General features: G+C 69.2%; 27 protein-coding genes and 1 tRNA gene. 20 read left to right on the top strand and 8 right to left on the bottom strand.

Translation table 11 applies throughout. The features are described from left to right. The first annotated feature begins 78 nt into the window (after positions 1–78). From OH146_RS06440 to OH146_RS06375, 14 genes are all read left to right on the top strand, one after another. The gene (locus OH146_RS06440; protein WP_265158638.1) at positions 79–1,113 is read left to right on the top strand and encodes a LacI family DNA-binding transcriptional regulator; all 1,035 of its coding nucleotides are present in this window, start codon (positions 79–81) and stop codon (positions 1,111–1,113) included. A 56-nt stretch (positions 1,114–1,169) separates the two neighbouring features. Continuing rightward, complete coding sequence (gene ftsH, locus OH146_RS06435) at positions 1,170–3,170, top strand: ATP-dependent zinc metalloprotease FtsH (RefSeq protein ID WP_265158636.1); 2,001 nt, start codon at positions 1,170–1,172, stop codon at positions 3,168–3,170. Between the two features lie 9 nt (positions 3,171–3,179). Beyond that, complete coding sequence (folE, locus tag OH146_RS06430) at positions 3,180–3,821, top strand: GTP cyclohydrolase I (protein WP_265158634.1); 642 nt, start codon at positions 3,180–3,182, stop codon at positions 3,819–3,821. Continuing rightward, on the top strand, positions 3,814–4,665 hold the full coding sequence (gene folP, locus OH146_RS06425) for a dihydropteroate synthase (protein WP_265158632.1): 852 nt from the start codon (positions 3,814–3,816) through the stop codon (positions 4,663–4,665). The genes folE and folP overlap by 8 nt, the downstream gene beginning before the upstream one ends. After that, positions 4,662–5,039, top strand: a complete 378-nt coding sequence (folB, locus tag OH146_RS06420) for a dihydroneopterin aldolase (RefSeq protein WP_265158630.1) — start codon at positions 4,662–4,664, stop codon at positions 5,037–5,039. Before folP ends, folB begins: the two co-directional genes overlap by 4 nt. Beyond that, positions 5,036–5,584 carry a 2-amino-4-hydroxy-6-hydroxymethyldihydropteridine diphosphokinase gene (gene folK, locus OH146_RS06415; RefSeq protein ID WP_265158628.1) on the top strand — a complete coding sequence of 183 codons (549 nt, stop codon included), beginning with the start codon at positions 5,036–5,038 and terminating at the stop codon, positions 5,582–5,584. The genes folB and folK overlap by 4 nt, the downstream gene beginning before the upstream one ends. Then, on the top strand, positions 5,581–6,051 hold the full coding sequence (locus OH146_RS06410) for a DUF3180 family protein (RefSeq protein ID WP_265158626.1): 471 nt from the start codon (positions 5,581–5,583) through the stop codon (positions 6,049–6,051). Before folK ends, OH146_RS06410 begins: the two co-directional genes overlap by 4 nt. Before the next feature lie 43 nt (positions 6,052–6,094). Then, complete coding sequence (locus tag OH146_RS06405) at positions 6,095–6,580, top strand: PH domain-containing protein (RefSeq protein WP_265158624.1); 486 nt, start codon at positions 6,095–6,097, stop codon at positions 6,578–6,580. Continuing rightward, positions 6,577–8,244, top strand: coding sequence for a PH domain-containing protein (locus OH146_RS06400; RefSeq protein ID WP_265158622.1), 1,668 nt, complete (start codon positions 6,577–6,579; stop codon positions 8,242–8,244). The genes OH146_RS06405 and OH146_RS06400 overlap by 4 nt, the downstream gene beginning before the upstream one ends. After that, a complete protein-coding gene (locus OH146_RS06395) occupies positions 8,241–8,960 on the top strand; it encodes a Rossmann-like and DUF2520 domain-containing protein (RefSeq protein WP_265158620.1) in 720 nt (239 codons plus the stop codon). Before OH146_RS06400 ends, OH146_RS06395 begins: the two co-directional genes overlap by 4 nt. Beyond that, positions 8,957–9,835 carry a pantoate--beta-alanine ligase gene (gene panC, locus OH146_RS06390; RefSeq protein WP_265158618.1) on the top strand — a complete coding sequence of 293 codons (879 nt, stop codon included), beginning with the start codon at positions 8,957–8,959 and terminating at the stop codon, positions 9,833–9,835. The genes OH146_RS06395 and panC overlap by 4 nt, the downstream gene beginning before the upstream one ends. Before the next feature lie 54 nt (positions 9,836–9,889). After that, a complete protein-coding gene (gene lysS / locus OH146_RS06385; RefSeq protein ID WP_265158616.1) occupies positions 9,890–11,398 on the top strand; it encodes a lysine--tRNA ligase in 1,509 nt (502 codons plus the stop codon). A 365-nt stretch (positions 11,399–11,763) separates the two neighbouring features. After that, a complete protein-coding gene (locus tag OH146_RS06380; RefSeq protein WP_265158614.1) occupies positions 11,764–11,940 on the top strand; it encodes a hypothetical protein in 177 nt (58 codons plus the stop codon). 3 nt (positions 11,941–11,943) lie between these two features. Then, positions 11,944–12,435 carry a hypothetical protein gene (locus tag OH146_RS06375; RefSeq protein ID WP_265158613.1) on the top strand — a complete coding sequence of 164 codons (492 nt, stop codon included), beginning with the start codon at positions 11,944–11,946 and terminating at the stop codon, positions 12,433–12,435. Between the two features lie 93 nt (positions 12,436–12,528). Here the strand turns inward: OH146_RS06375 and OH146_RS06370 are convergent, their stop codons facing one another. The 4 genes from OH146_RS06370 to OH146_RS06355 form a co-directional block, all read right to left on the bottom strand. Next, positions 12,529–13,587: a pirin family protein gene (locus OH146_RS06370; RefSeq protein WP_265158611.1), complete on the bottom strand. Its 1,059-nt coding sequence runs from the start codon at positions 13,585–13,587 to the stop codon at positions 12,529–12,531. Between the two features lie 57 nt (positions 13,588–13,644). Beyond that, entirely contained in the window at positions 13,645–14,346 is a 702-nt protein-coding gene (locus OH146_RS06365; RefSeq protein WP_265158609.1) for a hypothetical protein, read from the bottom strand. A 62-nt stretch (positions 14,347–14,408) separates the two neighbouring features. Then, positions 14,409–14,645 (bottom strand): helix-turn-helix domain-containing protein, encoded by a 237-nt coding sequence (locus OH146_RS06360; protein ID WP_265158607.1) that lies wholly within the window; start codon positions 14,643–14,645, stop codon positions 14,409–14,411. After that, a complete protein-coding gene (locus tag OH146_RS06355) occupies positions 14,645–15,448 on the bottom strand; it encodes a hypothetical protein (protein WP_265158605.1) in 804 nt (267 codons plus the stop codon). The genes OH146_RS06360 and OH146_RS06355 overlap by 1 nt, the downstream gene beginning before the upstream one ends. Positions 15,449–15,764: 316 nt before the next feature. Here OH146_RS06355 and OH146_RS06350 point away from each other — a divergent pair, with 316 nt between their 5' ends. The 4 genes from OH146_RS06350 to OH146_RS06335 all read left to right on the top strand — a co-directional run bounded on the left by OH146_RS06350 (position 15,765) and on the right by OH146_RS06335 (position 20,651). After that, positions 15,765–18,254 (top strand): ATP-dependent Clp protease ATP-binding subunit, encoded by a 2,490-nt coding sequence (locus OH146_RS06350; RefSeq protein ID WP_265158603.1) that lies wholly within the window; start codon positions 15,765–15,767, stop codon positions 18,252–18,254. A gap of 73 nt (positions 18,255–18,327) precedes the next feature. After that, positions 18,328–18,843 carry an amino-acid N-acetyltransferase gene (locus OH146_RS06345; RefSeq protein ID WP_265158601.1) on the top strand — a complete coding sequence of 172 codons (516 nt, stop codon included), beginning with the start codon at positions 18,328–18,330 and terminating at the stop codon, positions 18,841–18,843. 13 nt (positions 18,844–18,856) lie between these two features. Next, entirely contained in the window at positions 18,857–19,474 is a 618-nt protein-coding gene (locus tag OH146_RS06340; protein WP_265158599.1) for a hypothetical protein, read from the top strand. A 136-nt stretch (positions 19,475–19,610) separates the two neighbouring features. Continuing rightward, positions 19,611–20,651: an LLM class flavin-dependent oxidoreductase gene (locus tag OH146_RS06335; RefSeq protein ID WP_265158597.1), complete on the top strand. Its 1,041-nt coding sequence runs from the start codon at positions 19,611–19,613 to the stop codon at positions 20,649–20,651. Between the two features lie 211 nt (positions 20,652–20,862). On the opposite strand, the gene OH146_RS06330 is transcribed toward OH146_RS06335, so the two are convergent. The 3 genes from OH146_RS06330 to OH146_RS06320 all read right to left on the bottom strand — a co-directional run bounded on the left by OH146_RS06330 (position 20,863) and on the right by OH146_RS06320 (position 23,645). Next, positions 20,863–21,426: a dihydrofolate reductase family protein gene (locus tag OH146_RS06330; protein WP_265158595.1), complete on the bottom strand. Its 564-nt coding sequence runs from the start codon at positions 21,424–21,426 to the stop codon at positions 20,863–20,865. A 61-nt stretch (positions 21,427–21,487) separates the two neighbouring features. Continuing rightward, on the bottom strand, positions 21,488–22,843 hold the full coding sequence (radA, locus tag OH146_RS06325; protein ID WP_265158593.1) for a DNA repair protein RadA: 1,356 nt from the start codon (positions 22,841–22,843) through the stop codon (positions 21,488–21,490). 10 nt (positions 22,844–22,853) lie between these two features. Beyond that, a complete protein-coding gene (locus OH146_RS06320) occupies positions 22,854–23,645 on the bottom strand; it encodes an SGNH/GDSL hydrolase family protein (RefSeq protein ID WP_265158591.1) in 792 nt (263 codons plus the stop codon). Positions 23,646–23,710: 65 nt separating this feature from the next. Here OH146_RS06320 and OH146_RS06315 point away from each other — a divergent pair, with 65 nt between their 5' ends. Together OH146_RS06315 and OH146_RS06310 are read left to right on the top strand one after the other, a co-directional pair. Beyond that, positions 23,711–24,256, top strand: a complete 546-nt coding sequence (locus OH146_RS06315; RefSeq protein ID WP_265158589.1) for a YaeQ family protein — start codon at positions 23,711–23,713, stop codon at positions 24,254–24,256. A 42-nt stretch (positions 24,257–24,298) separates the two neighbouring features. Next, a tRNA-Ser gene (locus OH146_RS06310) sits at positions 24,299–24,389 on the top strand. Between the two features lie 64 nt (positions 24,390–24,453). Here the strand turns inward: OH146_RS06310 and OH146_RS06305 are convergent. Then, positions 24,454–25,674, bottom strand: coding sequence for a Fic family protein (locus tag OH146_RS06305; RefSeq protein ID WP_265158587.1), 1,221 nt, complete (start codon positions 25,672–25,674; stop codon positions 24,454–24,456). Between the last annotated feature and the right edge of the window lie 128 nt (positions 25,675–25,802).

Genomic DNA, 25,802 nt, shown 5'->3' with positions numbered 1-25,802 from the left:
AGCGCCAGAGCGGCAGAGATTCCGTTATCGGACTGTGACCGGTCCCAGTCTGCACCAGTCGCGCGGTAGAGTCCACATGTGGATGCAAGAACCGCCGCACAGCGCAAACCGACGATCCGCGACATCGCGAGCGCGGCAGGCGTCTCCCGGGGCACGGTCTCGCGCGTCATCAATGGCGGGCACTGGGTGTCGCCCGAAGCCCGCGCAGCTGTCGAGGAGGCGATTCGGCGCACTGGCTACACGACCAATCACCACGCGCGGAGCCTCGCCACGGGCCGCTCCAACTCCCTCGCGTTCCTCCTCACGGAGCCGCAGCACCTGCTCTTCGAGGACCCCACCTTCGCCCTGCTACTGCGCGGTGCTGCCGCTGCCCTCGCCCAGAGGTCGATGACGCTCGTGCTGCTGGTCGCGGGCACTCCTGCCGAACGGGCGACGATCGAGCACTACGTGAGCGCAGGCCACGTCGACGGTGTCATGCTCATCTCCTCCCACGAGTCCGACCCGCTGCTCGAGACCCTCATCGGGGCGGGCATCCCTACCGTCTCCTGCGGCATCCCGCTCGGCCACGATGTGCAGACCCCCGTGGTCTCGGTCGACGAGGTGGCGTCGGCTCGCACTATGACGCGCTACCTGAGAGAGCTCGGACACCGGCGGATCGCCATGATCGCCGGCCCGCACGACACCCCCGGCGGTCGTTTTCGCCTCGTCGGTTTCAAAGAAGAGATGGGTGACGACTACATGCCGGAACTCGTCGCCGAGGGCGACTACAGCATGGCGTCAGGCGCAGAGGCCATGGAACGCCTGCTCGACGGTGGCGGCGACATCGACGCGGTCTTCGCGGCATCCGACCTCATGGCGGCCGGCGCGATACAGGCGCTCCGTCGCGCCGGGCTGCGCGTGCCCGATGACGTCTCGGTCGCCGGTTTCGACGACTCGGGTCTCGCGGCGACGAATGAACCATCGCTCACCACGATGCGCCAGCCCTGGGACCGCATCAGCGAGGAGATGGTCGCACTCCTCCTCGACGTCATAGCGGGGGCTCCCGGGGAGACGATTCTGCTGCCCACGGAGCTGGTGGTGCGCGCCAGCACGCGCCCAGCACAGCGCAGTTAAGCCCCCAGCAAACACCGGGCGGGCACAAAGGGGCCGCACGATAGCCTTGCAGGACTATGAATCTCAAGAAGTTCCTGCGCGGGCCCTTCATCTACATCGCGGCAGCGCTCATCATCCTCAGCATCGGGTTCAGCCTGCTCGGTGGCTCAGGATTCCGCGAGATCAGCACGCAGCAGGGACTCGAGCTCCTTGCCGACGACAGGGTCGAAACGGCGACGATCGTGGACGGCCAGCAGCGCGTCGACCTCGTGCTGAAGGAGGCCGACGAGGAACTCGGCGGCACGGATGTGCAGTTCTACTACGCACTCCCGCGCGGCGAGGAGGTCGTGACGGCCGTCAACGCCTCCGACGTGGAGTCGTTCGACGATGAGGTCGACCTCGGCAACTTCTGGACCTCGATGCTCGGGTTCATCATCCCGTTCCTCATCATCGGTCTCATCTTCTGGTTCCTGCTCTCGCGCATGCAGGGTGGCGGCGGCCGGGTCATGCAGTTCGGCAAGTCCCGCGCCAAGCTCGTCTCCAAGGAGACGCCGAAGGTGACCTTCGACGACGTCGCCGGCTCGGATGAGGCGATCGAGGAGCTCCACGAGATCAAGGACTTCCTGACCGACCCCGCCCGCTTCCAGGCGGTGGGTGCACGCATCCCCAAGGGCGTGTTGCTCTATGGCCCTCCCGGCACGGGCAAGACCCTCCTCGCTCGCGCGGTCGCGGGGGAGGCGAATGTGCCGTTCTACTCGATCTCGGGTTCGGACTTCGTCGAGATGTTCGTGGGCGTCGGTGCGAGCCGCGTGCGCGACCTCTTCAAGGAGGCGAAGGAGAACGCGCCCGCCATCATCTTCGTCGACGAGATCGACGCGGTCGGTCGCCACCGCGGCTCCGGCATGGGCGGCGGCCACGACGAGCGCGAGCAGACCCTCAACCAGCTCCTCGTCGAGATGGACGGCTTCGACGTCAAGACGAATGTCATCCTCATCGCGGCGACCAACCGCCCCGACATCCTGGACCCGGCCCTGCTGCGCCCCGGCCGCTTCGACCGGCAGATCGGCGTCGATGCTCCCGATATGAACGGGCGCCAGCGCATCCTTCAGGTGCACTCCAAGGGCAAGCCGCTCGCGGAGGGCGTCGACCTCGAGGTGCTCGCCCGCAAGACGCCGGGCTTCACAGGTGCCGACCTGGCAAACGTGCTCAACGAGGCCGCCCTGCTCACGGCACGCTCGGGCGCCCAGCTGATCGACAATCGCGCCCTCGACGAGGCTGTCGACCGTGTGATGGCGGGCCCCCAGCGCCGCACGCGCGTCATGCGCGATCAGGAGAAGCTCATCACGGCCTATCACGAGGGCGGTCACGCGCTCGTGGCGGCGGGTCTCAACAACACCGACCCCGTCACCAAGATCACGATCCTGCCGCGCGGCCGGGCCCTCGGCTACACGATGGTCATGCCGCTTGAGGACCGCTACTCCGTGAGCCGTAACGAGCTGCTCGACCAGCTCGCCTACGCGATGGGCGGTCGGGTCGCGGAGGAGATCGTCTTCCACGACCCCACGACGGGCGCCTCCAACGACATCGAGAAGGCGACCGCGACCGCCCGCAAGATGGTGACCGACTACGGCATGAGTTCCACGATCGGCTCCGTCAAGCTCAGCTCGAGCGGCGGCGAGTTCTACGGCCGCGACATGGGCTCGACTCGCGACTACTCGGAGCAGCTCTCGGAGCAGGTCGACAAGGAGGTGCGTGAGCTCATCGAGGCGGCGCACGACGAGGCCTGGCAGCTGCTCACCGACAACCGCGACATCCTCGACCGCCTCGCGACGGAACTGCTCGAGAAGGAGACCCTCGACCAGCACCAGATCGCCGAGATCTTCAAGGACATCAAGAAGCTCCCGCCGCGGCCCCAGTGGCTCTCGAGCGAGCGGCGCCCCGTCTCGGACCGTCCCCCCGTCGAGCTGCCCGAGAAGGCACCCATCGACGCTGGCGTGGTTGACGGCGGCGTCGACTCGGAGCCGCAGCAGAAGCCGAAGCGCGGACCGCGCACCTCGCCGGGCATCGCCACGGCCTAGGAGCCGAGCGTGGACGAGAGCCGTCACGAGACAGCGGATGCGGCGGGCGCGAGCCGGGCATCCGTCGATGTCGTTCGTGTCGAGGCGGCCGTGCGCGAGCTTCTCGCCGCGATCGGGGCGGATGCCACGAGGGAGGGTCTCGTCGACACGCCGCGCCGCGTCGCGGAGTCGTACGCCGAGTTCTTCTCCGGCGTGGGCGTCGACCCCGCGATCCACCTTGCCGAGCCGATCGACCTGGAGGAGGGGCACGAGGGGGAGCTCGTGGTGATGCGGGACATCCGCTTCCGTTCCATGTGCGAGCATCACCTGCTGCCCTTCTCAGGCGTCGCGCACATCGCCTACCTTCCTGGTCGCCGCGTGATCGGCCTGGGTGCCCTGCCCCGCGTCGTCAACACGCTTGCGTCGCGCCCGCAGCTGCAGGAACGGCTCAGCGAGCAGATTGCGGATGCCCTTGCCGAGGGCCTCGACGCACGGGGCGTGCTCGTCGTGCTCGACGCCCGCCAGGACTGCGTCTCGATGCGCGGCCCGCGGCAGGAGGGCAGCACGACGGTGACGCTTGCGAGCCGGGGGGAGCTTGCGGGGGCCGGACAGCAGGCGGCTGTGTTGACACTCATGGGCCGCAACGAGCGACAGGGAGGCACCGATGCCTGAGATCCCCCTCATCATGGGCGTGCTGAATGTGACGCCCGACTCCTTTAGCGACGGCGGCGATTTTGCGCGTACAGAGTCGGCGGTGGCGCACGCGGCCCGCATGGTGGCGGAGGGTGCCGACATCATCGATGTGGGCGGCGAGACCACCAAGCCTGGCGCCGGGCGCGTGCCCGTCGAGGAGGAGCAGCGGCGCATCATGCCGGTCATTCGCGAGTTGGTGGGCCGCGGCATCCGCGTCTCGGTCGACACCATGAACGCGTCGACGGCGGCCGCGGCGGCCGAGCTGGGGATCGAGATCGTCAACGACGTCTCGGGCGGTCAGGCCGACCCGCTCATGGCTCGCACGGTCGCGGATCTCGATGTCGACTTCGTGGCGATGCACTGGCGCGGCCCCAGCTCGGGGATGGACGGCCAGGCGCGCTACGACGATGTCGTGGGCGAGGTGCGAGGGGAGCTGACGCAGCGGCTGGCGGAGCTCATCGTGACGGGGATCGCCCCCGAGCGCATCATCGTCGACCCGGGGCTCGGCTTCGCCAAACGGGCGGAGCACACCTGGGATGTGCTCGTGCACCTGCGCGAGTTGGCCCCGCTCGGCAGCCGACTTCTCGTGGGCACCTCGCGCAAGCGGTTCCTCTCTCCGCTGCTGGAGGAGGGCGCCGGCCCTAAGCAGCGCGACCGTGCGACGGCCGTGACGAGCGCGCTTGCGGCGGAGGCGGGGGCATGGGCGGTGCGGGTCCACGATGTCACGTCGACCCGTGTCATGCTCGACGCGTGGGCGTCGAGCGGCGACGATCGGGCGCCCCTTCCCCATCGGGCCCGCAGCTCTTACCGGGAACCGAGATGACGGCACTCGCCGAGCGGGACCACCTCACCCTGACGGGGCTGCGGGCGACGGCGCACCACGGCGTCTTCGAGCATGAGCGCCGCGAGGGTCAGGTCTTCGTGGTCGATGTCACCGTCTGGCTCGACCTGTCGGCCTCCGCTCAGTCGGACGACCTCGCGAGCACGATCCACTACGGGGAGTTGGCCGCCGAGATCGTCGCGGCGGTCGAGCGCGACCCCGTCGACCTCATCGAGACGGTCGCGCAGCGGATCGCCGACACGGTGCTCGCCCACGATGCCGCGGAGCTCGTGCGGGTGACCCTGCACAAGCCGGAGGCGCCTATCGAGGTTCCCTTCGCCGATGTGTCCGTCACGATCACGCGGGGTCGCTCATGACGGGTCCCGTGCTGCACCGCGAGCGCGCGGTCATCGCCCTCGGCAGCAACTTGGGCGACCGAGAGGCAACCCTCCGTTCTGCGGTGGCCGAGCTGGCGGCGACCGAGGGGATACGTCTGCTCGCGGCATCCGGTCTCGTGGAGACGCCCGCCGTGACTTTGGAGGGCGTCGACCGTACCGCCCCCGCCTACCTGAACGCCGTCGTGATCGCGCAGACGACCCTTGCGCCACTCACGCTGCTCGACGCCCTCGCGCGCATCGAGGATGCGCACGGGCGCGTGCGGGAGCAGCGCTGGGGCGACCGCACGCTCGACCTGGACCTCATCGCGCTCGACGACCTCGAGCTCATGACCGAGCGGCTCACCCTCCCGCACCCACGCGCGCACGAGCGCGCCTTCGTGCTCGTGCCGTGGCTGCAGGCGGATCCGGATGCGACCCTGCCAGGTCACGGCGCCGTGCGCGAGCTGCTCGCCGCCCTCAACGACGGTGACGTGTCGCACGTCGAGGCGGAACCGCTCCTCGCCCCGGGGGTGGGGCCACGATGAAGCGCACCACCGTCTCTCTCGTGCTGCTGCTCGTCGCGGTCGGTGCCGCGGGGGGTTTGCTGGCACAGCAGGCGCTCGCGTCGGCGGGGCGCCCCACCGTCACCCCGCCCGTCTCCCTCACGATCGTGCTCGTCGCAATCGGTCTCATCGTGGTAGGCCTTGCGGTGCCGGTGCGTCGCGCCGTGCGCGGAAACCGCGCTCGCGTCGACCCCTTCTATGCACTGAGGGTGCTTGTGCTCGCGAAGGCGAGTGCGCTCGCGGGCGCCCTGCTGGGCGGCGCGGCCGCCGGTTCGGTCGTGTTTCTCCTCACGCGGACGGTGCCGGCGCTAGGCTCGGTCGGGTACTCGATCGGGGTGGCCGTCGGCGCTCTCATCCTCCTCGCCGGTGGTCTGATCGCGGAGGAGATGTGTCGCATCCCCCCGCCCAGCGACGAGGACGAGGAGGAGGCGGCCGGGGCGACGTCCTGACCGAGTTCCGAGACACCTACCGCCGACATGGAACGGATCGACCTTGACCACTCACCTCGACCCTCCCGGCATCCAGTGGCGGCGCGTCTCATCCAAGTACATCGCCGCTGAGCTGCTCAGCGGAGTGCTCTTCTGGGGCGTCGTCATCGCTGTCGCCCTCGTCTTGTACTTGCTGGTCGACGTGGAGTGGGCGATCTGGGTCGTATGGGGCGCGCTCGCATTTCTCGTGCTGGGGGCCATCTTCACCGCCCGGCAGGTGCGCGCCTACGGCTATCAGTTGCGCGATGACGACCTCGTGGTGCGCCGGGGCATCATGTTCCTCCGCGTCGTATCTGTGCCCTATGGCCGCATGCAGCTGGTCGACATCAACCGGGGGCCCCTCATGCGCTGGTTGGGGCTCAGCGAGCTGAAGTTCGTGACGGCGGCCGCGGCATCCGCTGTCGTGATCCCCGGTCTGCCCGAGTTTGAAGCGGAGGCGCTGCGCGACCGTCTCGTGGAACTCGCCGAGAGTCGCCGGGCGGGCCTGTGAGCGAGGAGTTGCCGCAGCAGCTCTCTGAGGGGCGGCGTTCGGCCACCGCGGCGAGCCTCGCCGACGGGGAGTGGCACCGCCTGCACCGCGCGTCGCCGCTGCTGAAGGGCGGTATCGCCCTCATCGCGATCCTCGGTGTCGTCATCACGAACATGCGCGAGCGGCTCATCCAGGCCTTCGTTCCGCAGTACACGGAGGGCGGCGATCCCGTCGACTTCGTCTTCGAGGGCGGCCTGGTGGGCTGGGCGCTTCTGGCCGTCGCGATCGTGCTGGTGGCGTTACTGATCGGCTTCTGGGCGTCATGGCGCATGCACACGTTCCGCATCACGGAGGAGGTCGTGGAGGTGCGTTCGGGCATCGTCTTCCGCACGCACCGCCGTGCGAGGCTCGACCGCATCCAGGGCATCAACATCGCCCGCCCCTTCATCCCCCGCCTCTTCGGTGCCGCCCGACTTGAGATCAGCCAGGCAGGGCAGGACGCGAACGTGCAGCTCGCCTACCTCGGTTCGACGGCGGCGGATGAGCTGAGACGCGAGATCCTGCGACTCGCCTCCGGCACGCGCGAGCAGCGGGAGGCGAGAATCGCGGATGCCTCGGGCGGGAGCCTGCTCGAGACCCGAGTCGGCGAGTTCCTCGCGCCGGAGCTGGATCCCGATGAGGCACCCCCGGAGTCGATCGTGCGCATCGGCATCGGACGTCTCATCGGCTCAGTGCTGCTGAGCACGTCGACGCTCGTGCTCATCGGTGGTGCCGTCGCGATCATCGTTGTCGTCATCACGACCGACGAGTGGGGTTTCCTCTTCGGACTCGTGCCGGCCGTGATCGGTTTCGGTAGCTACTGGATCCAGCGTTTCACCCGCACCCTCCGCTACTCCATCGCGGGCACGCGTGACGGCGTGCGCGTCGGTTACGGCCTGCTCTCGACCACCAATGAGACCCTGCCGCCTGGCCGCATCCATTCGGTCGTCGTCGACCAACCGCTCCTGTGGCGGGCTGCTGGCTGGTGGGAGATCAAGGTCAACCGGGCCAGCCAGGCGACCGCGCAGAACGCTTCGGCCGCTGTTGCCAACACGACCATCCTTCCCGTGGGCGACCACCAGGACGTCATGAACGTGCTCCGTCTGCTGCTGCCCGACCTCACGGACCTCGACTCGGTGCGCCTGATCGAGGCGGGGATGGCGCCGCACGGCCGTTCGGGCGATGGTTTCGTGAACTCGCCGCGTCGCGCCGCCTGGCTGCGCTGGTTCTCGTGGCGCCGCAACGGCTTCGCGGTCACGATGGACGCATTCTTCCTGCGTCGCGGCGCCGTGTGGCGCGAGCTCGTGATCGTGCCGGCTCCCCGCGTGCAGAGCACCTCGATCGAGCAGGGCCCCCTGGGGCGGATGACGCGGCTCGCGACCGTGCACCTGCACACGGTCGCGGGGCCGATCACGGCTCGGCTCGGCGCAGTCGATGTCGACGCGGCATCCGCGTTCTTCGCTGAAACGGCGGGACTTCTCGTGGACGCGGCCGCCCGCGACCGCTCCCACCGCTGGGGGGCCTCGGACTCTTCTGCCGAGTCTGACACGGACTCGCCCGTGACGCCCATGAGCTCGGCAGATTCTGCCGCCACCCCCGCTGAGGCCCACGTCGAGCCCCGTCGCGAGGAGGGACCCGGGCTGTGAGTGTTTCCGAGCGCGCGGGTCGACTCGGGGTCGGCATAGTGGGGGCGGGCCGCGTCGGGCCCGTCATCGGTGCCGCGCTCGCGGCGGCCGGGCACGCCATCACGGGTGTCTCGGCCGTGTCGCCCGAGAGCCGCGACCGCGCCGAGGCGATGCTGCCCGGCGCGCCCATCCTCGAGGTGCCGACGCTCATCGAGCGCAGCGAGCTCGTCGTGCTGGCGGTGCCCGACTCGGAGCTTGAAGGGCTCGTCGCGGGGCTCGCCGCCACCGGCGCCTGGCAGGCCGGCCAGCTCGTGCTGCACACGTCGCCCGCCGTGGGCACCTCGGTGCTCACTCCCGCCCTGGAGGCCGGTGCGATCCCGCTGGCGGTGCACCCGGCGCTCGCCTTCACGGGCACGAGCATCGACCTCGTCCGGCTGCGCGAGGCCTTCTGCGCCGTGACCGCCCCCGCCCCCGTGCTGCCGATCGCCCAAGCCCTCGTCGTGGAGATGGGTGCCGAGCCGGTCATCGTGGCGGAGGCCCACCGGCCCGCCTACGCTGAGGCGCTCGCGACCGCGACGACCTTCTCGACCGCGATCGTCTCGCAGGCGATGTCGGCGCTCGCCGACATCGGCGTCGAGGTGCCAGGCGCCGTGCTCACCCCGCTCGTGCGCTCCGCCGTCGAGAACGCCCTCGCGAGCGGCGACGCCCCTCCGCAGAGCCCCGAGGAGATCGAATGACCGTCGACGTCGTCCACAGCATCCGGGAGGTCCGCGAGCGGGTCGCCGCCGCCCGCGCCTCGGGTCGTTCCGTCGCCTTCGTGCCGACCATGGGCGCGCTGCACTCGGGTCACCTGTCGCTCGTCGAGCGCGCAGCATCCCTCGGTGACCTCGTGGTCGTGTCGATCTTCGTCAACCCGCTCCAGTTCGCGGCGGGCGAGGACCTCGAGCGTTACCCGCGCACCCTTGAGGCGGATGTCTCGAAGCTCGAGGCGACCGCCGATGCCCTGGTCTTCGCACCCTCCGTCGACGAGATGTACCCCGCTGGCCCGAGCGCGACCAGGGTGGCGGCAGGACCCGTCGGCTCCCGCTTCGAGGGCGCCGTGAGGCCCGGCCACTTCGACGGCACGCTCACGGTCGTCGCGAAGCTCTTTGCCATCGTGCAGCCCGATGTGGCGGTCTTCGGGCAGAAGGATGCCCAGCAGGCATTCCTCGTGCGGCAGATGGTGGCCGACCTCAACCTGCCGCTGCGCATCGAGGTCGCGCCGACCGTGCGCGAGGAGGGCGGGCTCGCGCTCTCGAGCCGCAACCAGTACCTCGACGCGGAGCAGACCAGCGCCGCCCTCGTGCTTTCCCGCGCCCTTGAGGCCGTCGCCGACACGGCGGCGGGCTGGCGGGGGCGTGCCCCCAGCGAGGCGATCACCGCCGGTCGGGAGGTGCTCGAGGCGGAGCCCCGGGCATCCGTCGACTATCTCGACATCGTGGACCCGGCGACTTTTCGCCCCGTGCCTGACGAGTTCACGGGGGAGGCGCTCGCGATCGTAGCGGCGCGCATCGGCACGACGCGGCTGATCGACAACCGCACGGTCCTCTTCGCGGCACCCGCGGCCTGCTGAGCGTCCGGCGCACCCCGCGTAGGATGGAGTGCCGACCGAGGAGAGCTGCACCGCATGACCGAGAACCCCACGCCCGCGACCGTCGCCGAGCCGACGGCTGAAGAGCTCTCGGAGCAGATGCAGGTGCGTCTCGCCAAGCGCGAGCGCCTCGTCGAGTCGGGGGCCGAGGCATACCCCGTCTCGCTGCCCATCACGACCACGATCCCGGCCGTGCGGGCGCAGTTCCCCGACCTCGAGCCTGACGCGCAGACGGGCGAGAAGGTCGGCCTCGCAGGCCGCATCGTGCACCTGCGCAACACGGGCAAGCTCTGCTTCGCATCACTGCAGGCGGGCAACGGAGCCCGCATCCAGGCCATGGTCTCGCTCGCATCCGTCGGCGAGGAGTCGCTCGCCCGCTGGAAGGAACTCGTCGACCTCGGCGACCACCTCTTCGTCTCGGGCGAGGTCATCTCGAGCCGCCGTGGCGAGCTCAGCGTCATGGTCGACGAGTGGCAGCTCGCTGCCAAGGCAGTGCGCCCTCTACCGAACCTCCACGCGGAGCTGAGCGAGGAGACGCGCGTGCGGCAGCGCTACCTCGACCTGATCGTCCGCGAGCAGGCCCGCACTACCGTCGTCGCCCGCGCCGCCGTCAACGCCTCGCTGCGCCGCACTTTCGCGAGCCACGGCTACCTTGAGGTCGAGACTCCCATGCTGCAGGTGCAGCACGGCGGCGCATCCGCCCGGCCCTTCGTCACGCACTCCAACGCCTTCGACACCGAGCTCTACCTGCGCATCGCTCCCGAGCTCTTCCTCAAGCGCGCCGTCGTCGGCGGGCTCGAGCGCGTTTTTGAGATCAACCGCAACTTCCGCAACGAGGGCGCCGACTCGACGCACAGCCCCGAGTTCGCGATGCTCGAGGCCTACCAGGCCTACGGCGACTACCGCCAGATGGCCGACCTCACGCAGCAGCTGATTCAGGATGCCGCGACCGCCGTCGCGGGCGGGCACACCGTCACCTGGGCCGATGGCACCGAGTACGACCTCGGCGGGGAGTGGGACCGCCTTTCGATGTACGACTCGCTCAACGAGGCATCCGGTCTCTCCGTCACCCCCCAGACTCCCGTCGAGGAACTCGTCGCGCACGCCGCGACCCTCGAGATCGAGGTCGACCACCCCACGCACGGCAAGCTCGTGGAGGAGCTGTGGGAGCACTACGTGAAGGGCGACCTCGTGCGGCCGACCTTCGTGATGGACTTCCCCGTCGACACCTCGCCTCTCGTGCGGGACCACCGCTCGATCGCGGGCGTCGTCGAGAAGTGGGACCTCTACATTCGCGGCTTCGAGCTCGCGACCGGCTATTCGGAGCTTGTCGACCCCGTCATCCAGCGCGAACGCTTCGTCGAGCAGGCCAAGCTCGCGGGTCGCGGCGACCTCGAGGCGATGCGCATCGATGAGGAGTTCCTGCGCGCGCTCGAGCACGGAATGCCCCCCTCCGGCGGAATGGGTATGGGCATCGACCGTCTCCTGATGGCGATCACGGGGCTCGGCATCCGTGAGACCATCCTCTTCCCGCTCGTGAAGTAGGGGGTGGAGCGATGGGCGACCCCAACAAGTCGAAGATCCCGCCCGCCCGCGTCGGGCTGTGGTTCATCATCGGTGGTGTGGGCCTGTACTTCCTCGTCTCCGGCATCATCGGAATCGTCAGCGGCTGACGCGAGACGCGCCTGCGCCCGACGCCGCGCCCTGCGCCCGACGCCGCGCCCTGCGCCCGGCGCTGCGCCCTGCGCCCGGCGCCGCGCCCGGGGCCCTGCGCCGTGCCGCGCCCCCCTCCCATCACCGCGGTGTTTTCTGCTCCGCGCGGGGACAGAAAACACCGCGCTCAACAGAAAACACCGCGGCGTTGTGACGCCGCCGGGCGGGTCATCAGATTCGGCACGTAGAATCGTGTCGTGCTTGAGAACTTCTGGGCGAACGCCGTCTTCTCGGTGACCCCCACCATCCTCATCGGCCTCATCTTCTGGCTCGTGATGCGCGCGATCCTGCGCGCCGACCGCACGGAGCGCAAGGTGTACGCCGCGATCGAGGCGGAGGAGCGCGCCAAGCTCGGCCTCCCCGCGGCGGAGTAGCCCATGCCCCGACGCATCCTTGCCCTCGCGGCCGTTCTGCTGCTCGCCCCCGCTCTCGCCGCCTGCACCATGATCGGCGACGTCGTGGAGCAGAGCGTCGGTGACGCCGTCGAGGGTGGCCTTGAGGGCCTCACGGGTGTCGACGTCGAGGGCGGCAGCGAGATCCCGGCGAACTTTCCCCCGAGTGTTCCGCTCGTGGAGGGGGAGGTGACGGCGGGCAGCAGCCTCACGGTGAGCGACGAGACCACCTGGACGGTCAGCATCGCCACGGATGCTGCTGTCGCCGATGTTTTCGCGCAGGCCCGCACGCTGCTCAGCGACGCAGGTTTCGAACAGGGTTTCGCGTCGGAGACGGCGGAGCAGAGCGTCGCCTCTTTCGGCGGAGAGTACACAGTGATCGTGACGGTCGGCGTCGAGGGGCAGCGCACGGTTGCGAACTACGTCGTGACGCCGGTCGGCACGGAGGCGCCTGCGACGGAGTCGTCAGCGGGCTGAGCTGCCTTTAGCTCGCCGCGGCTCGTGCGCGGTCTCGATACGCTGCGCTACTCAACCCGCGGTGCCCTACTCAACGCGCGGCGAGACCTCTCCTCAGCCGCGCGAGCGGAGCCGCACGGTCGGCAGCGCGGGGGCGGGCAGCGCCGGCCCGTCGTAGACGGTGTGACCGAAGCGCCCCGCAGCATCCGCGCCCTCGATGACGTCGCGCTGCCACTCCTTGCGGTAGGCGACGACCTCCTCGTGGGTGCGGCCGATGAAGTTCCACCACATGACGATCTGCTCGCCCAGCGGCTCGCCCCCGATCAGCACGACCCGTGCCCCGGATGCCCCGGCCGCGAGCACGAGGGCGTCGGCGCCGGGCGCCCGGTAGGCGAGGTGGTCACGCGGCACGGGCACGTCGTCCACCGTGACCTCACCCGTGTCGAGCAGCACCCCGTGCTCGAACCCCGCCTCGACGGGCACCACGATCTCGGTGGCGGGCGGAATGTCGAACTGGGCGCCGACGAGGGGGCTGAAGGTCGTGGCATCCGAGGTCTGCCCCAGCAGGCTGCCGAGGAAGACGCTGACCTGCGCGCCCTGGTGCGTGATGACGGGCGGAACGGTGTGCTCGAAGAAGGGCTCGCTGTGGCGGGTGGCGTCGGGGAGCGCGGTCCACAGTTGAACCCCGTGGAGCACGTTGCTGCCGGAGGCGCCCGTGCCGACCGTCTGCCCGCCGATATTGCCGTGCTCGGGCGAGGCGTCCGTCGCGCCGGGCTCGCCTGTGCCGGCGCCGACCGAGACCTCCGAATGCTGGATGCCGCGACCCGCCGTCATGAGGTTGAGCTCGCCGGGGCGCACGACCGCGTGCCCGCCGCTCGAGTCGCGGTGCTCGACCTCGCCCGCGAAGAGCCACGTGACGGTCTGGAGGCCCGTGTGAGGATGCGGCGGCACGACCATCCCGCCCGTGCGGTTGACATCGTCGGGGCCGTAGTGGTCGAGGAAGCACCACGCGCCGATGAGGGAGCGCCCCCGCTGCGGCAGCGTGCGGCGGACATTCATGGCGCGCGGACCGCCGAGGGGCACGTCGCGGGGCTCGAGGATCGCGACGCCGCCGTCGCCTGACGGGTCGCTCACGCCAAGGCTCTCGCTCGGTCTCTCGTCGAGGTTGGTCACGCGCACAGCCTATGGTCGTCGGGACCCCGCGGGGACGCCGGCGAGCGGCGGAACCGCCTACTCCTCCGGGGCGGGCTCGGTCGTCTCCGTCGGCTCGGGTGTCTCCGTCGGTGTCGGGGTGGGTGTCTCCGTCGGTTCCGGGGTGGGCGTCGGCGCGAGTGACTCGGTCGGCGTCGGGTCGACCTCGGGGGCGGGGGAGAGCACGGGCGACTCCGTCGGGTTGACCGGTTCCGGCGTCGGGTCTTCGCTGGGCTCGGGTGACGGGCTCGGCGAGGTGGAGACGCTCGGCTGTGTGCTGGGCTCGAGGTCGTCGCCGCCCGGGTTGGCGAAGGCGAATGCGGCGGCGATGGCGGCGATCGCGACCAGCACGATGATGCCGATGATCCAAGGCCACGGGGACCGGCGTTCGCCGCCGCCCAGCGGCGTGGGCGGGAGGCCTCCGCCCCCACCTGTCGCGGCGGAGGTCGTCGCGATCGGCACGTGCGGGGCGACGGGAGCCGTCGCATCCCCGTCGGCGGGCGCGTTGTGCGCGCCGCCCACCGACTCGAGGCGCACCGTCTCCGCCGCGTGGTCGGCCGACGTCGCCTCGGGATCGCTCACCTCGCGTGCGCCGCCAGCATCCGCTTCGCCGTAGACCTCGGTGCCGGGTTCGCCGCCCGGGCCGGCGCCAGGTTCGCCGCCCTGCTCGGCCTTGGGGAGAGGCTTCGTCGCGTCGTCTCCTGCTGCGCCATCGGGGGTGTCTCTCGGGTCGTTGGCCACGTCGTGACTCCCATCGTCATGCCCGTCGTGCCTCAGACGTTACCCCGGGCATCCGTCGGCGTTCAGGGGTGGCTTTCGGCCACCACCAGCAGGTCGCCGACCTCGCAGTCGAGCGCGCGGCAGATGGCGGTCAGCGTGGAGAAACGGATGGCGCGTGCCCTGTCGTTCTTGAGCACCGAGAGGTTGACGACGCTCACCCCGACGAGCTCGCTCAGGCGGGCGAGGGTCATCCCGCGGGCCGTAAGCAGCTCGTCGAGCCGACAGTGGATGCCCGACTCCTCATCGTCCGCGGGTGCCATCACACGAGCCCCTCCGTGTCGCGTTGCAGGCGCTCGCCGCGGCGGAACGCGAACGCGACGGCCGCGAGTGCGAGGCCGAGGAGGATCGGCCAGAAGTCGAGCTGCGCGAAGATCGTGGGCTCGGGCAGGCCTGTGGCGAGCGGGTCGTAGGGCGTTCCCTCCCACTGCGGGTCGAGACCCTGCTGGTCGGGGCCGGGCGCATTCTCGGAGGTCCACCCGCTCACCCGCAGCGCCTGCTCGGAGGCGATGCTGCCGCCGATCGCGAAGAGAACCTGCCACACGATGCCGCCCGCGGCAACCGTCGCACCCGTGAGCGTCACGGCGCGGGTGAGAGGCGTCGCAAAACCCCCGCCGTCGGCGAGGAGTCGCTGGCACAGCAGCGCGATCGTGATCGCGATGACGATGAACGTGGCACCCTGCACGGCGTGACCCGCCGCGAGGAACGCGCGGGCGTCGATCCCGAGGCCGGCGAGCACGACGTCGGCCGAGCGGAAACCGCCGCCCGTGACATCCGCCGTCGGCCCGTCGAGGAGGACGATCCAGGGATAGGGCTCTGGCCAGAACTCGCGGACGGGAATCGTGACGGCGACCTGCTCGGCGGCGAGCGTCGTGATGACGGTGACGAGCGTCACGATGAGGGTGATGCAGGCGTAGGCGGCGGCGACGAAACGGCCGACGACGAGCACGAGGGGGCGGCTCTCGCTGTCGGGCCCCCGTCGCCGGGCGAGAAGCACGACCGCGACGAGGAGTGCGGCGATCGCGAGAAGGGCGAGGGCGATGACGGCGATGCGGCCGATGAACATCAGCGGCGCCGCTCTGCAGAAGTCGAGTGTCGGAACATGACTGCCTCCATATCGAATGTCGTTATGACCATAACGATGAACGATATGGAGCGCAAGGGCGGTGGATGCTGGGCACTCAGGTGTGCGTTGTGCGCGTATCTGTTCGTGCGCGCGCTGCACAAGCGTGCGCACGGCAGGAACGTGCGGCAGGAGGGGAGCCGCAGCATCCGCCCTCCCGTAACGCCCACGGCGAACACGGGCATCAACCGGAGGGTTCGCTGGTTACCCTCGATGTACCGGCATCCATACCTGCCCAGATGCCAGAGGAGTTAAGAGAATGTTCGAGAGATTCACCGACCGTGCTCGTCGCGTTGTCGTCCTGGCGCAAGAAGAAGCCAAGATGCTCAACCACAACTACATCGGCACCGAGCACATCCTGCTCGGCCTCATCCACGAGGGTGAAGGCGTCGCCGCGAAGGCTCTCGAGTCGCTCGGGATCTCGCTCGACTCCGTGCGCGAGCAGGTGCAGGACATCATCGGCCAGGGTCAGCAGCAGCCGACCGGCCACATCCCCTTCACGCCGCGCGCCAAGAAGGTGCTCGAGCTGAGCCTGCGCGAAGCGCTCCAGCTCGGCCACAACTACATCGGCACCGAGCACATCCTCCTCGGCCTCATCCGCGAGGGCGAGGGTGTCGCGGCGCAGGTGCTCGTGAAGCTCGGCGCCGACCTCAACAAGGTGCGCCAGCAGGTCATCCAACTCCTCTCCGGCTACCAGGGCAAGGAGCAGGTGCAGGTCGGCGGCCAGGAGCAGCAGACCGCGCAGGGCGGCTCGCAGATCCTTGACCAGTTCGGTCGCAACCTCACGCAGGCGGCGCGCGACCAGAAGCTTGACCCCGTCATCGGGCGCGAGAAGGAGATGGAGCGGGTCATGCAGATCCTCTCCCGCCGCTCCAAGAACAACCCCGTGCTGATCGGTGAGCCCGGCGTCGGCAAGACCGCCGTCGTCGAGGGCCTCGCCCAGGCGATCGTGCGCGGCGACGTGCCCGAGACGCTCAAGGACAAGCAGCTCTACACGCTCGACCTCGGCTCGCTCATCGCCGGCAGCCGCTACCGCGGTGACTTCGAGGAGCGCCTCAAGAAGGTCACCAAGGAGATCCGCACCCGCGGCGACATCATCACCTTCATCGACGAGATCCACACGCTCGTCGGCGCGGGTGCCGCCGAGGGGGCGATCGATGCCGCGAGCATCCTCAAGCCCCTCCTCGCCCGCGGCGAGCTGCAGACGATCGGCGCGACCACGCTCGACGAGTACCGCAAGCACTTCGAGAAGGATGCTGCGCTCGAGCGTCGCTTCCAGCCGGTGCAGGTGCACGAGCCCACGCTGCCGCACACGATCAACATCCTCAAGGGACTTCGCGACAAGTACGAGTCGTTCCACAAGGTGTCGATCACTGATGGTGCGCTCGTCTCCGCCGCGAACCTCGCCGACCGCTACGTGCAGGACCGCTTCCTGCCCGACAAGGCGATCGACCTGATCGATGAGGCCGGCGCCCGCCTGCGCCTCTCGATCCTCTCGTCGCCGCCCGAGCTGCGCGAGTTCGACGACAAGATCGCCTCCGTGCGCGCCGCCAAGGAGGCCGCGATCGAGGATCAGGACTTCGAGAAGGCCGCCTCGCTGCGCGACGAGGAGAAGAAGCTCCTCGGCGAGCGGCTGCGCCTCGAGAAGCAGTGGAAGAGCGGCGAGGCCGGCTCGACGGGCATCGTAGACGAGGGCATCATCGCCGAGGTGCTGGCGAACGCCACGGGCATCCCCGTCTTCAAGCTGACGGAGGAGGAGACCGCGCGTCTCGTCTTCATGGAGAAGGCACTGCACCAGCGGGTCATCGGGCAGGAGCAGGCCATCGCCGCCCTCTCCAAGACGATCCGCCGCACGCGTGCCGGACTCAAGGACCCCAAGCGCCCCTCGGGCTCGTTCATCTTCGCCGGCCCCACGGGTGTCGGAAAGACCGAGCTTGCCAAGGCGCTCGCCGAGTTCCTGTTCGACGACGAGGACGCCCTCATCTCGCTCGACATGTCGGAGTACGGCGAGAAGCACACCGTCTCCCGGCTCTTCGGTGCCCCTCCCGGCTTCGTCGGCTTCGAGGAGGGCGGCCAGCTCACCGAGAAGGTGCGTCGCAAGCCGTTCTCGGTCGTGCTCTTCGATGAGATCGAGAAGGCCCACCCGGACATCTTCAACTCGCTCCTGCAGATCCTCGAAGAGGGGCGTCTGACGGATGGCCAGGGCCGCGTCGTCGACTTCAAGAACACGGTCATCATCATGACGACCAACCTCGGCACGAAGGACATCACGGGTGGCCCCGTGGGCTTCACGATCGAGGGCAACGCCGAGCAGGACTACGCCGGCATGAAGGCGAAGGTCGTCGAGGAGCTCAAGAAGAACTTCAAGCCCGAGTTCCTCAACCGTGTCGACGAGACGATCGTCTTCCCGCAGCTGAACCAGGACGAGCTGCTGCAGATCGTCGACCTGTTCATCAAGCGACTGAGCGAGCGGATGCTCGACCGCGACATGACCGTCGAGCTCACGCAGTCCGCCAAGGAGCAGCTCATCAAGGTCGGCTTCGACCCGACGCTTGGCGCCCGGCCCCTCCGCCGCGCCATGCAGTCCGAGGTCGAGGACCGGCTCAGCGAGCGCATCCTGCAGGGCGAGCTGGGCGCGGGCGACCACGTGCACGTCGACTACGTGGATGGCGAGTTCGTCTTCACGACGACGCGCCAGCCGGGCCGCGAGCCCGTCGAGGCCGCAGCAGCAGGCGCCATCGAGGGCTAGTCGCCTCGTCTCGAGAGAGCCCGTCCCGCTTCGGCGGGGCGGGCTCTCTACATGTCGGCAGTAGCATCGACACGTGACATCCGAAGCCCCCTCCTTCACGGTGCGCCCCGCGCGCACAAGCGATGTGCGGCAGATCCAGGCGCTCGTGGAGCCGCTCGTGCAGCAGCGGATCCTCCTCGGCAAGGACCTCGTCGTGCTCTTCGAGAGCATCCAGGAGTTCCGCGTCGCGGTCGACGAGTCCGGCGCGATCATCGGCTGCGGTGCCCTGCACGTGCTGTGGGAGGACCTGGGCGAGGTGCGCACTCTGGCCGTGGCATCCGCCTGGCTCAGCCGGGGGGTCGGGCATGCGATCCTCGAATCGCTGGAGGCGCAGGCGCGCGAGTTGGGGCTCAGCCGCCTCTTCTGCCTCACCTTCGAGGTCGAGTTCTTCGGGCGCCACGGCTTCGAGCCGATGGGCGAGCAGCCGATCGACCCCCACATCTACACGGAACTGTTGCGCTCCACCGATGAGGGCGTCGCCGAGTTCCTCGACCTGTCGCGGGTCAAGCCCAACACGCTCGGCAATACCCGGATGCTGAAGACGCTCTAGTTACGCTGGTCGCATGTCGACGATCCGCAACCCGGTCGGTCCGCAGCCGCCACAGGTGTACTGGCGGCGCCGGATCATGGTCGGGCTCGGCCTGGTCGCCATCATCGTCGTCATCGTGCTCATCATTGTGCGGCCGGGTTCCGGCAACGAGGGCACCCCGGCGGCGGATGTCGCGGCTTCACCCAGCGCGTCCGCCGACGCATCCGCAGAAGATGACGAAGAGTCGACGGATGACGGCATGTGCCGCACCGAGAACCTCACGATCGAGGCGATCACCGACAGCGATGCCTACGCCGCCGGCGTGAACCCGCAGATCGGGATGCGGCTGACCAACGTGGGCACGACCCCGTGCATCCTCGACGTCACGCCGTCGCGGCAGGTCTACGAGATCGGCAGCGGCGATGAGACGTATTGGCTGTCGAGCGACTGCCAGCAGGAGGCGGCGGAGGCGATGGTCACGCTGGAGCCCAACGAGCCGCAGTCGACGACCCTGATCCCGTGGGATCGCACGCGCTCCGCCCCATGTGACAACAGCACGCAGCCGGTTCCCGCGGGCGATGCGACCTACCACCTGCAGGTGCGGCTCGGGGAGGACCTCGAGTCGGCGCGCAAGACCTTCCGGCTGCTGTAGCCCTCTGCGGACGCGCTGGGCGCTTCCGCCTGCGCGCTCGGCGCTCCGCCCTCCCCGCGCCCGAAACCGCCTCCCTGCGCCTGAAACGTCGGGCGCAGCGAGGTCGTTTCAGGTGCGGCGAGCAACGGCGCAGCACGTGGGACAGGAATATGGGGCGGCGGGAGCCGTTGCATCCGTTGTGAAGCGCATCGGATTTCTCTCCTTCGGCCACTACCAAGACGTGCCAGGGTCGCTCGTCCGCGACGCGGGGGAGGCATACCGGCAGGCTGTCGAGCTCGCGGTTGCCGCCGAAGAGGTGGGAGCGGATGGCGCCTTCGTGCGCGTGCACCACTTCGCCCCGCAGCATTCGTCGCCCATCCCGCTGCTTTCGGCGATGGCGGCCCGCACCTCGCGCATCGAACTCGGCACGGGTGTGATCGACATGCGCTACGAGAACCCGCTCTACCTCGCGGAGGAGGCTGCGGTCGCGGACCTCATCAGCGAGGGGCGGCTGCAGCTCGGCATCAGCCGTGGGTCACCCGAGCCCGCTGACCACGGTTGGCGCGCGTTCGGCTACCCGGATGACGGGATGCCGCGCGACAAGGCCGAACTCTTCCTCGCGGCGGTCGGCGGTGCACCGGTCGTCATGTCCGACCCGGCCATGACGGGGCAGTCCCGTCCGCTCGCGATCGACCCGCAGTCGCCGGGGCTCGACGAGCGAATCTGGTGGGGTGCCGGCAGTCGCGACACGGCGGTGTGGGCGGCCGAGAAGGGCTTCAACCTCATGAGTTCGACGCTCGTTTTTGGCGAGAGCACCTCGCTCGGCGACCTGCAGGCGGAGCAGATCGCCGCCTACCGCGAGGCGTGGAACGCGGCCGGGCACGAGCGTTCACCGCGCGTCTCGGTGAGCCGCAGCATCATCCCCCTCGTCACGGAGGAGGACCACCACTACTTCGGACTGCGGGCACAGGCGGAGTCGCGCGACCAGGTCGGCATCATCGACAACGCGAAGGCGACGTTCGGCCGCAGCTACATCGGCGAGCCCGACGAGCTCATCGAGCAGCTGGCGGATGACGCGGCCGTCGCCGACGCGGACACCCTCCTCATCACGGTGCCGAACCAGCTCGGCGTCGACTTCAACGCGCGCCTGCTCGAGTCGATCGTGAAGCACGTGGCGCCGGGGCTTGGCTGGCGCTGAGCGGCGGGGCTCGAGTTCGGCTGGCGCTGAGCGGCGGGGCTCGAGTTCGGCTGGCGCTGAGCGGCGGGGCTCGAGTTCGGCTGGCGCTAGTTACGCGTCCCGCCCAGGCACTTCCGACTTGCGGAGGAGATTCTGCGCGACGCGCGGGCAGCGGATGCTTCGGCCCTGCGTGTCGCGCAGAAACTCCTGCTGAACGTGGGCGGCCACGGCCTCAGCGACGCACGCGGTAGCGGGAGAACGCGATGCCGTCGGGGAACATTCGGGTCTCAGTGAGATCGAGGGTGACGTGCCGCTCGTTGCGGGAGAAGTAGGGGGTGCCTCCGCCGATGAGGACGGGGTGAATCGTCACCTGGTACTCGTCAATAAGGTCGAGGTTGGCGGCTTCGGCCGCGAGTGTCGCGCCCCCGATCGCGATGTCGCCGCTGCCCGGCTCGGACCGGAGTCGCTCGATCTCCTCGGCCAGCCCGCCGGAGGCGAGACGAGCCGCCCCGCGCACCTCGCTCAGCGTGGTCGAGAACACGACCTTGGGGAGCGGGTTCCAGAGCGACGCCCACTCCCACTCCTTCTCATCGAAGCCCGCCTGCTGCTCGGGCTCCTCCCAGTAGAGCATCGTCTCGTAGAGGCGCCTCCCCATGAGGTGCACGTCGATGCGCTGGATCTCGTCGATCGAATGCTGGAACACTTCCGCGTTGGGGACGCTCCAGTCGATGCTGCCCGCCGGGTCGGTGATGAAGCCGTCGAGCGACATGCTCATGGCGTAGGTGACCTTGCGCATCGGCATCCTCCTCGCTCGTGCGCACGATGTTATTGCTGAGACGCGCTCCGCGATAGAGGGGTCAGAACTGCGGCACGTCGGCCTGCACGACCTCCGCCGTCGCGAAGGCGGTGCGCATGGCGTCGCGCAGGTGGGCGCTCGAACTGTCGACGAGGGTGGTGAAGCCGAGACGCTGGGCTTCGGATGCTCGCTGCTTCGCTTGCGTGACGGGCCGGATCTCGCCCGCCAGGCTGATCTCGCCGACGGCGGCGAGTGTGCCGGGGAAGGACCTGTCGCTGTACGCGCTCGCAATGGCGAGGGCGATCGCGAGGTCGGCGCCGGGCTCGGTGAGGCGCATCCCGCCCACAGTGGAGACGTAGACGTCGTGAGTGCTGAGTTGCAGCCCCGCGCGCCGCTCAAGCACCGCGAGGAGCATCGCGACGCGGGACGAGTCGACACCGTTGGTGACGCGGCGCGGCTGGGGGGCGGAGCTCTTGACGATGAGGGCCTGCACCTCGACGGGGAGGGCACGCCGTCCCTCAACCGCGATGGTCACGCACGTGCCACTCACGGGTGCGGAGCCGCGACTCATGAAGAGGCCGCTCGGGTCGGGGACCTCGATGATTCCGTCACCGGCCATCTCGAAGCATCCGACCTCATCGGTGGGGCCGAAGCGGTTCTTGTGCGTGCGGATGAAGCGGAGCGCCGTCTGCCGGTCGCCCTCGAACTGGCACACGACGTCGACGAGGTGCTCGAGCACGCGCGGCCCCGCGATCGAGCCGTCCTTCGTGACGTGCCCGACGAGAAGGAGCGGCAGGTCGCGGTCTTTCGCGACGCGGATGAGGGTCGCGGCGACCTCACGCACCTGCCCGGGTTGCCCCGCGAGGCCATCGTTGAGCGAGGAGGAGACGGTCTGCACGGAGTCGACGACGAGCAACTGCGGGTGCACCTGGTCGATCTGACCGATGATGGTCGCGAGGTCGGTCTCGGCGGCGAGATAGAGCTCCTCGTGCATCGCGCCCGTGCGCTGGGCGCGCAGCCGCACCTGGTTGACGGACTCCTCGGCGGAAACGTACAGAACGCGCTGCCCGCCTGCCGCCGCCCGCGAGGCGACCTCGAGCAGGAGGGTCGACTTGCCGACACCGGGTTCGCCGCTCAGCAGGATGGTGGCGCCCGGCACGATGCCGCCGCCCAGCACCCGGTCGAACTCACGGATGCCACTGGGTCGGTGCTCGACGGCGGCCGCGGTCGTCTCGGTGATGGGGCGGGCGGCGCGCTCGTCGCCCACGACGACGGGCTTGAGCGAGCGCATCACGCCCGTCTGCTCGCTCGCTTCCGCGACGGTGCCCCAGGCCTGACACTCGCCGCAGCGGCCGGCCCACTTGAGCGTGGTCCACCCGCACTCGGTGCAGCGGAAGTTGGTGGTAGCGCGGGCCATGCAGAAGAGCCTAGGGGGAGCCGCCGACATCGCCGGTGGAGCCTACCCCAGCCCCCGATGCCTCGAGGCCGGCCGCGGCATCCGTCACGAGGGGCAGGAACGCGCGCGTCCACGCCCGGTATCCGCGGTCGTTGGGGTGGAAGAAGTCGGCTGCAACCTGGTTGAGCGCGTACCGCAGCACGCCCAGCCGGTGCGTCTCGGCGTAGACGGGCGCGACGATGAGGCCGTGGCGGGCGGCCGCGGCGTGCAGGATCTCGTTTGCCTCGCGCACGTTCCGCTGGGCGGCGCCCACATAGAAGCTGGGGATGTCACCGACGATCGTGTGCGGCGGCATGGCCGAATACAGCTCCTCAATCTCCCGCTCGAAGCGTGCGCGATCGTAGGTGGCGATGTCGTTGGCGCCGATGCCGACCGTCACGAAGTTGGCGGGGCCCAGCCTGCGCATCGCCGGAAGCTGGATCTCGAGGGCCTCGCGCAGCCGCGCCCCCGACACGCTGAGGTTGACGGTGCGGATGCTTCGCCCCGTGACATCCGCCAGTTCACGCATGATCGCGCCGACGTAGCCGCGGTGGGGTTTGCTCGCCCCGATGCCCTGCGCAGCCGAGTCGCCGAGCACGACGTAGAGCAGTTCGCCCTCGCGCTTGGCGTGGTCGCGCCACCACTTGGAGTGCACGGGCAGGGTCTGCGCGAGGGACTCCATGCCGCGCATCCGGCGCTGCTGCACGAGGGTCGTGGCGAGGGCACCGGTAGCGGCGAGCAGCGCGGAGGCGCTCGCACCGAGGGCGAGACGGGAGGGCTTCATGCGGGGATCGTATGAGCGCTCGGCTGGGAATCGGGCGGATGCCGCCACCGCTAGGCTCGGGAACCATGGCTGCCGGCGCTCAGATGTATACGTTCGCGGCGCAGCTGGCGGACCTCGACCGCGGCGTTTACGAGGACCTGACGCTGCGGGTGGCGCGGCATCCCTCCGAGACCGAGGCCTACATGATGACGCGGGTGCTGGCCTACTGCCTCGAGTGCGAGGAGGGCATCGCCTTCAGCGAGGGCATCTCGTCGACCGACGAGCCCGCCGTGGTCGTGCGCGACCTGACCGGCCGGCTCACCGCGTGGATCGAGGTGGGAGCCCCGGATGCTGCGCGGCTGCACCACGGCAGCAAGCTGGCGGGCAGGGTCGCCATCTACACGCACCGCGACCCCGCGAAGGTGCTCGCGCAGTGGGAGGGCAAGACCATCCACAGGGCGGAGGACATCGCGCTGCGCAGCTTCGACGAGGGCTTCGTGGATGCTGCGGTGCTGGCCCTTGGCCGGCGGAATGAGTTGACCGTGTCTGTGACCGAGGGGCAGCTCTATCTCGACATCAACGGGGTGAACCTGAGCTCGGGCATCCGGGAGCATTCGCTCCTGCCCCGCTGACCCGGTTCGAGAGGGCCGCTGAGCTGTATTACACTTGACGGCGGTGACGTGTCCGAGCGGCCGAAGGTGCAACTCTCGAAAAGTTGTGTAGGGTAACCCCCTACCGTGGGTTCAAATCCCACCGTCACCGCCAGAGAAAACCCCCGAGAAATCGGGGGTTTTTCTTACTCTGGGGATCTTCTCCCAGATCTACTCGGTCATCCGTCCTGCTTCCGTTCATGCATGGCGGCCTGAATCCGGCGATCAAGCTCATCGAGCTCGGCCATCACTTCGGAAGCTGCCCAGACGCGGTTCTTCTTCCGACCAGTGATCTCCTCGATGAAACCGGCGTCAACCAGCTGGTCGATCGCGCGGTACACCTGTGAGGTGGCGGAGTCCGCGGAAGCCTCGATCGCTTCAGCGCCCATGACCGGATGGTCGTAGAAGGCACCGATGAGAGCGGCTGCTGCGGATCCAGCACGTGGCTTAAGCTCTGCGGCCCATTCGTTGGGCATCGCCTTCAGGCGCGCGATCGTCTCGCGTGAGCATTCGGCGGCTGCGTGCGCCGACCGCGCGAAGAGGTCGATGAGCGGCGCAGGGTCTCCCAAGCGGTACGAGCCGAGCGACGCGAAGTAGTCGTCGCGTCGTGCGAGCAGGCCGCTCGCGAGAGGCACCACCGCATTCCGGGTGACGCCGCGGCGCCGAAGCACAGCCGAGACGAGCGCCCGGCCGATGCGACCGTTGCCGTCCGTGAAGGCGTGGATGGACTCGAACTGGGCGTGACCGATCGCGGCTTGCACCATCACCGGGACGTCATCGCGGTTGAGGTAGGCGACAAGGTCTTCCATCAGGCCGGCAACGCGTTCAGGCGCTGGAGGCACGTGCAGCGCGCCTCGGGGAGAGTGATCGCTCCCGCCAATCCAGTTCTGCATGTCGCGGAGGCGGCCCGCGTAGTCCGCCTCCTCAGGGTCGTCAGCCATGAGGGCATGGTGCGCGCTCGTGAGGTGCTCGAGCTCGAACCGCCCGTTCTCCGCGACCCTGCTGATCAGCTCGTGTAGAGCAGCGGAGGCGGCGACCATGCTGGTGGCTGAAGTGTTGCTCTTACTGCCCGCCATCGCCTTGGCGTAGTCTCGGGCGGACGCCTCAATGCGCTCGATCTTTGACGAGGCTGCCGACTCCGACCTGACCATGAAGCGGCTGAGAGCCGCGGAATGGCCTTGAGCGTCAGTGTCTGCCTGCGCGACGGCGAGCAGCGCTTTCTCGGTGGTGAGTAGCACGGCAAGCGGTGGCGTGTAGTCAAGGGTCTTGATGAGCGGCGGGATGGTCGCATCGACGGAGCGAAGCATGCGGTCTTCGCGAGTACCACCGCGCACCTGCTGCTGCCACGGTAGTGTCTCGACACCGTGCGCCGGCCACTCTGCTCGCGTACCGTCGTCCATAACCCCGAGCCTACTCCACCAAATTCGTGCTTGAAAGCGATAACCACGAATTTGCGCCGGGAGGATGGTGCTTACGCGACGCCTCGACAGGGCCGTCCCCGTTGCCACGACGCCTTCGGGGTGTGCCT

Source organism: Homoserinimonas sedimenticola, from assembly GCF_026094475.1.
GTDB classification, from domain to species: Bacteria; Actinomycetota; Actinomycetes; order Actinomycetales; family Microbacteriaceae; genus Homoserinimonas; species Homoserinimonas sedimenticola.
This window is presented reverse-complemented; position numbering and strand designations above follow the sequence as displayed.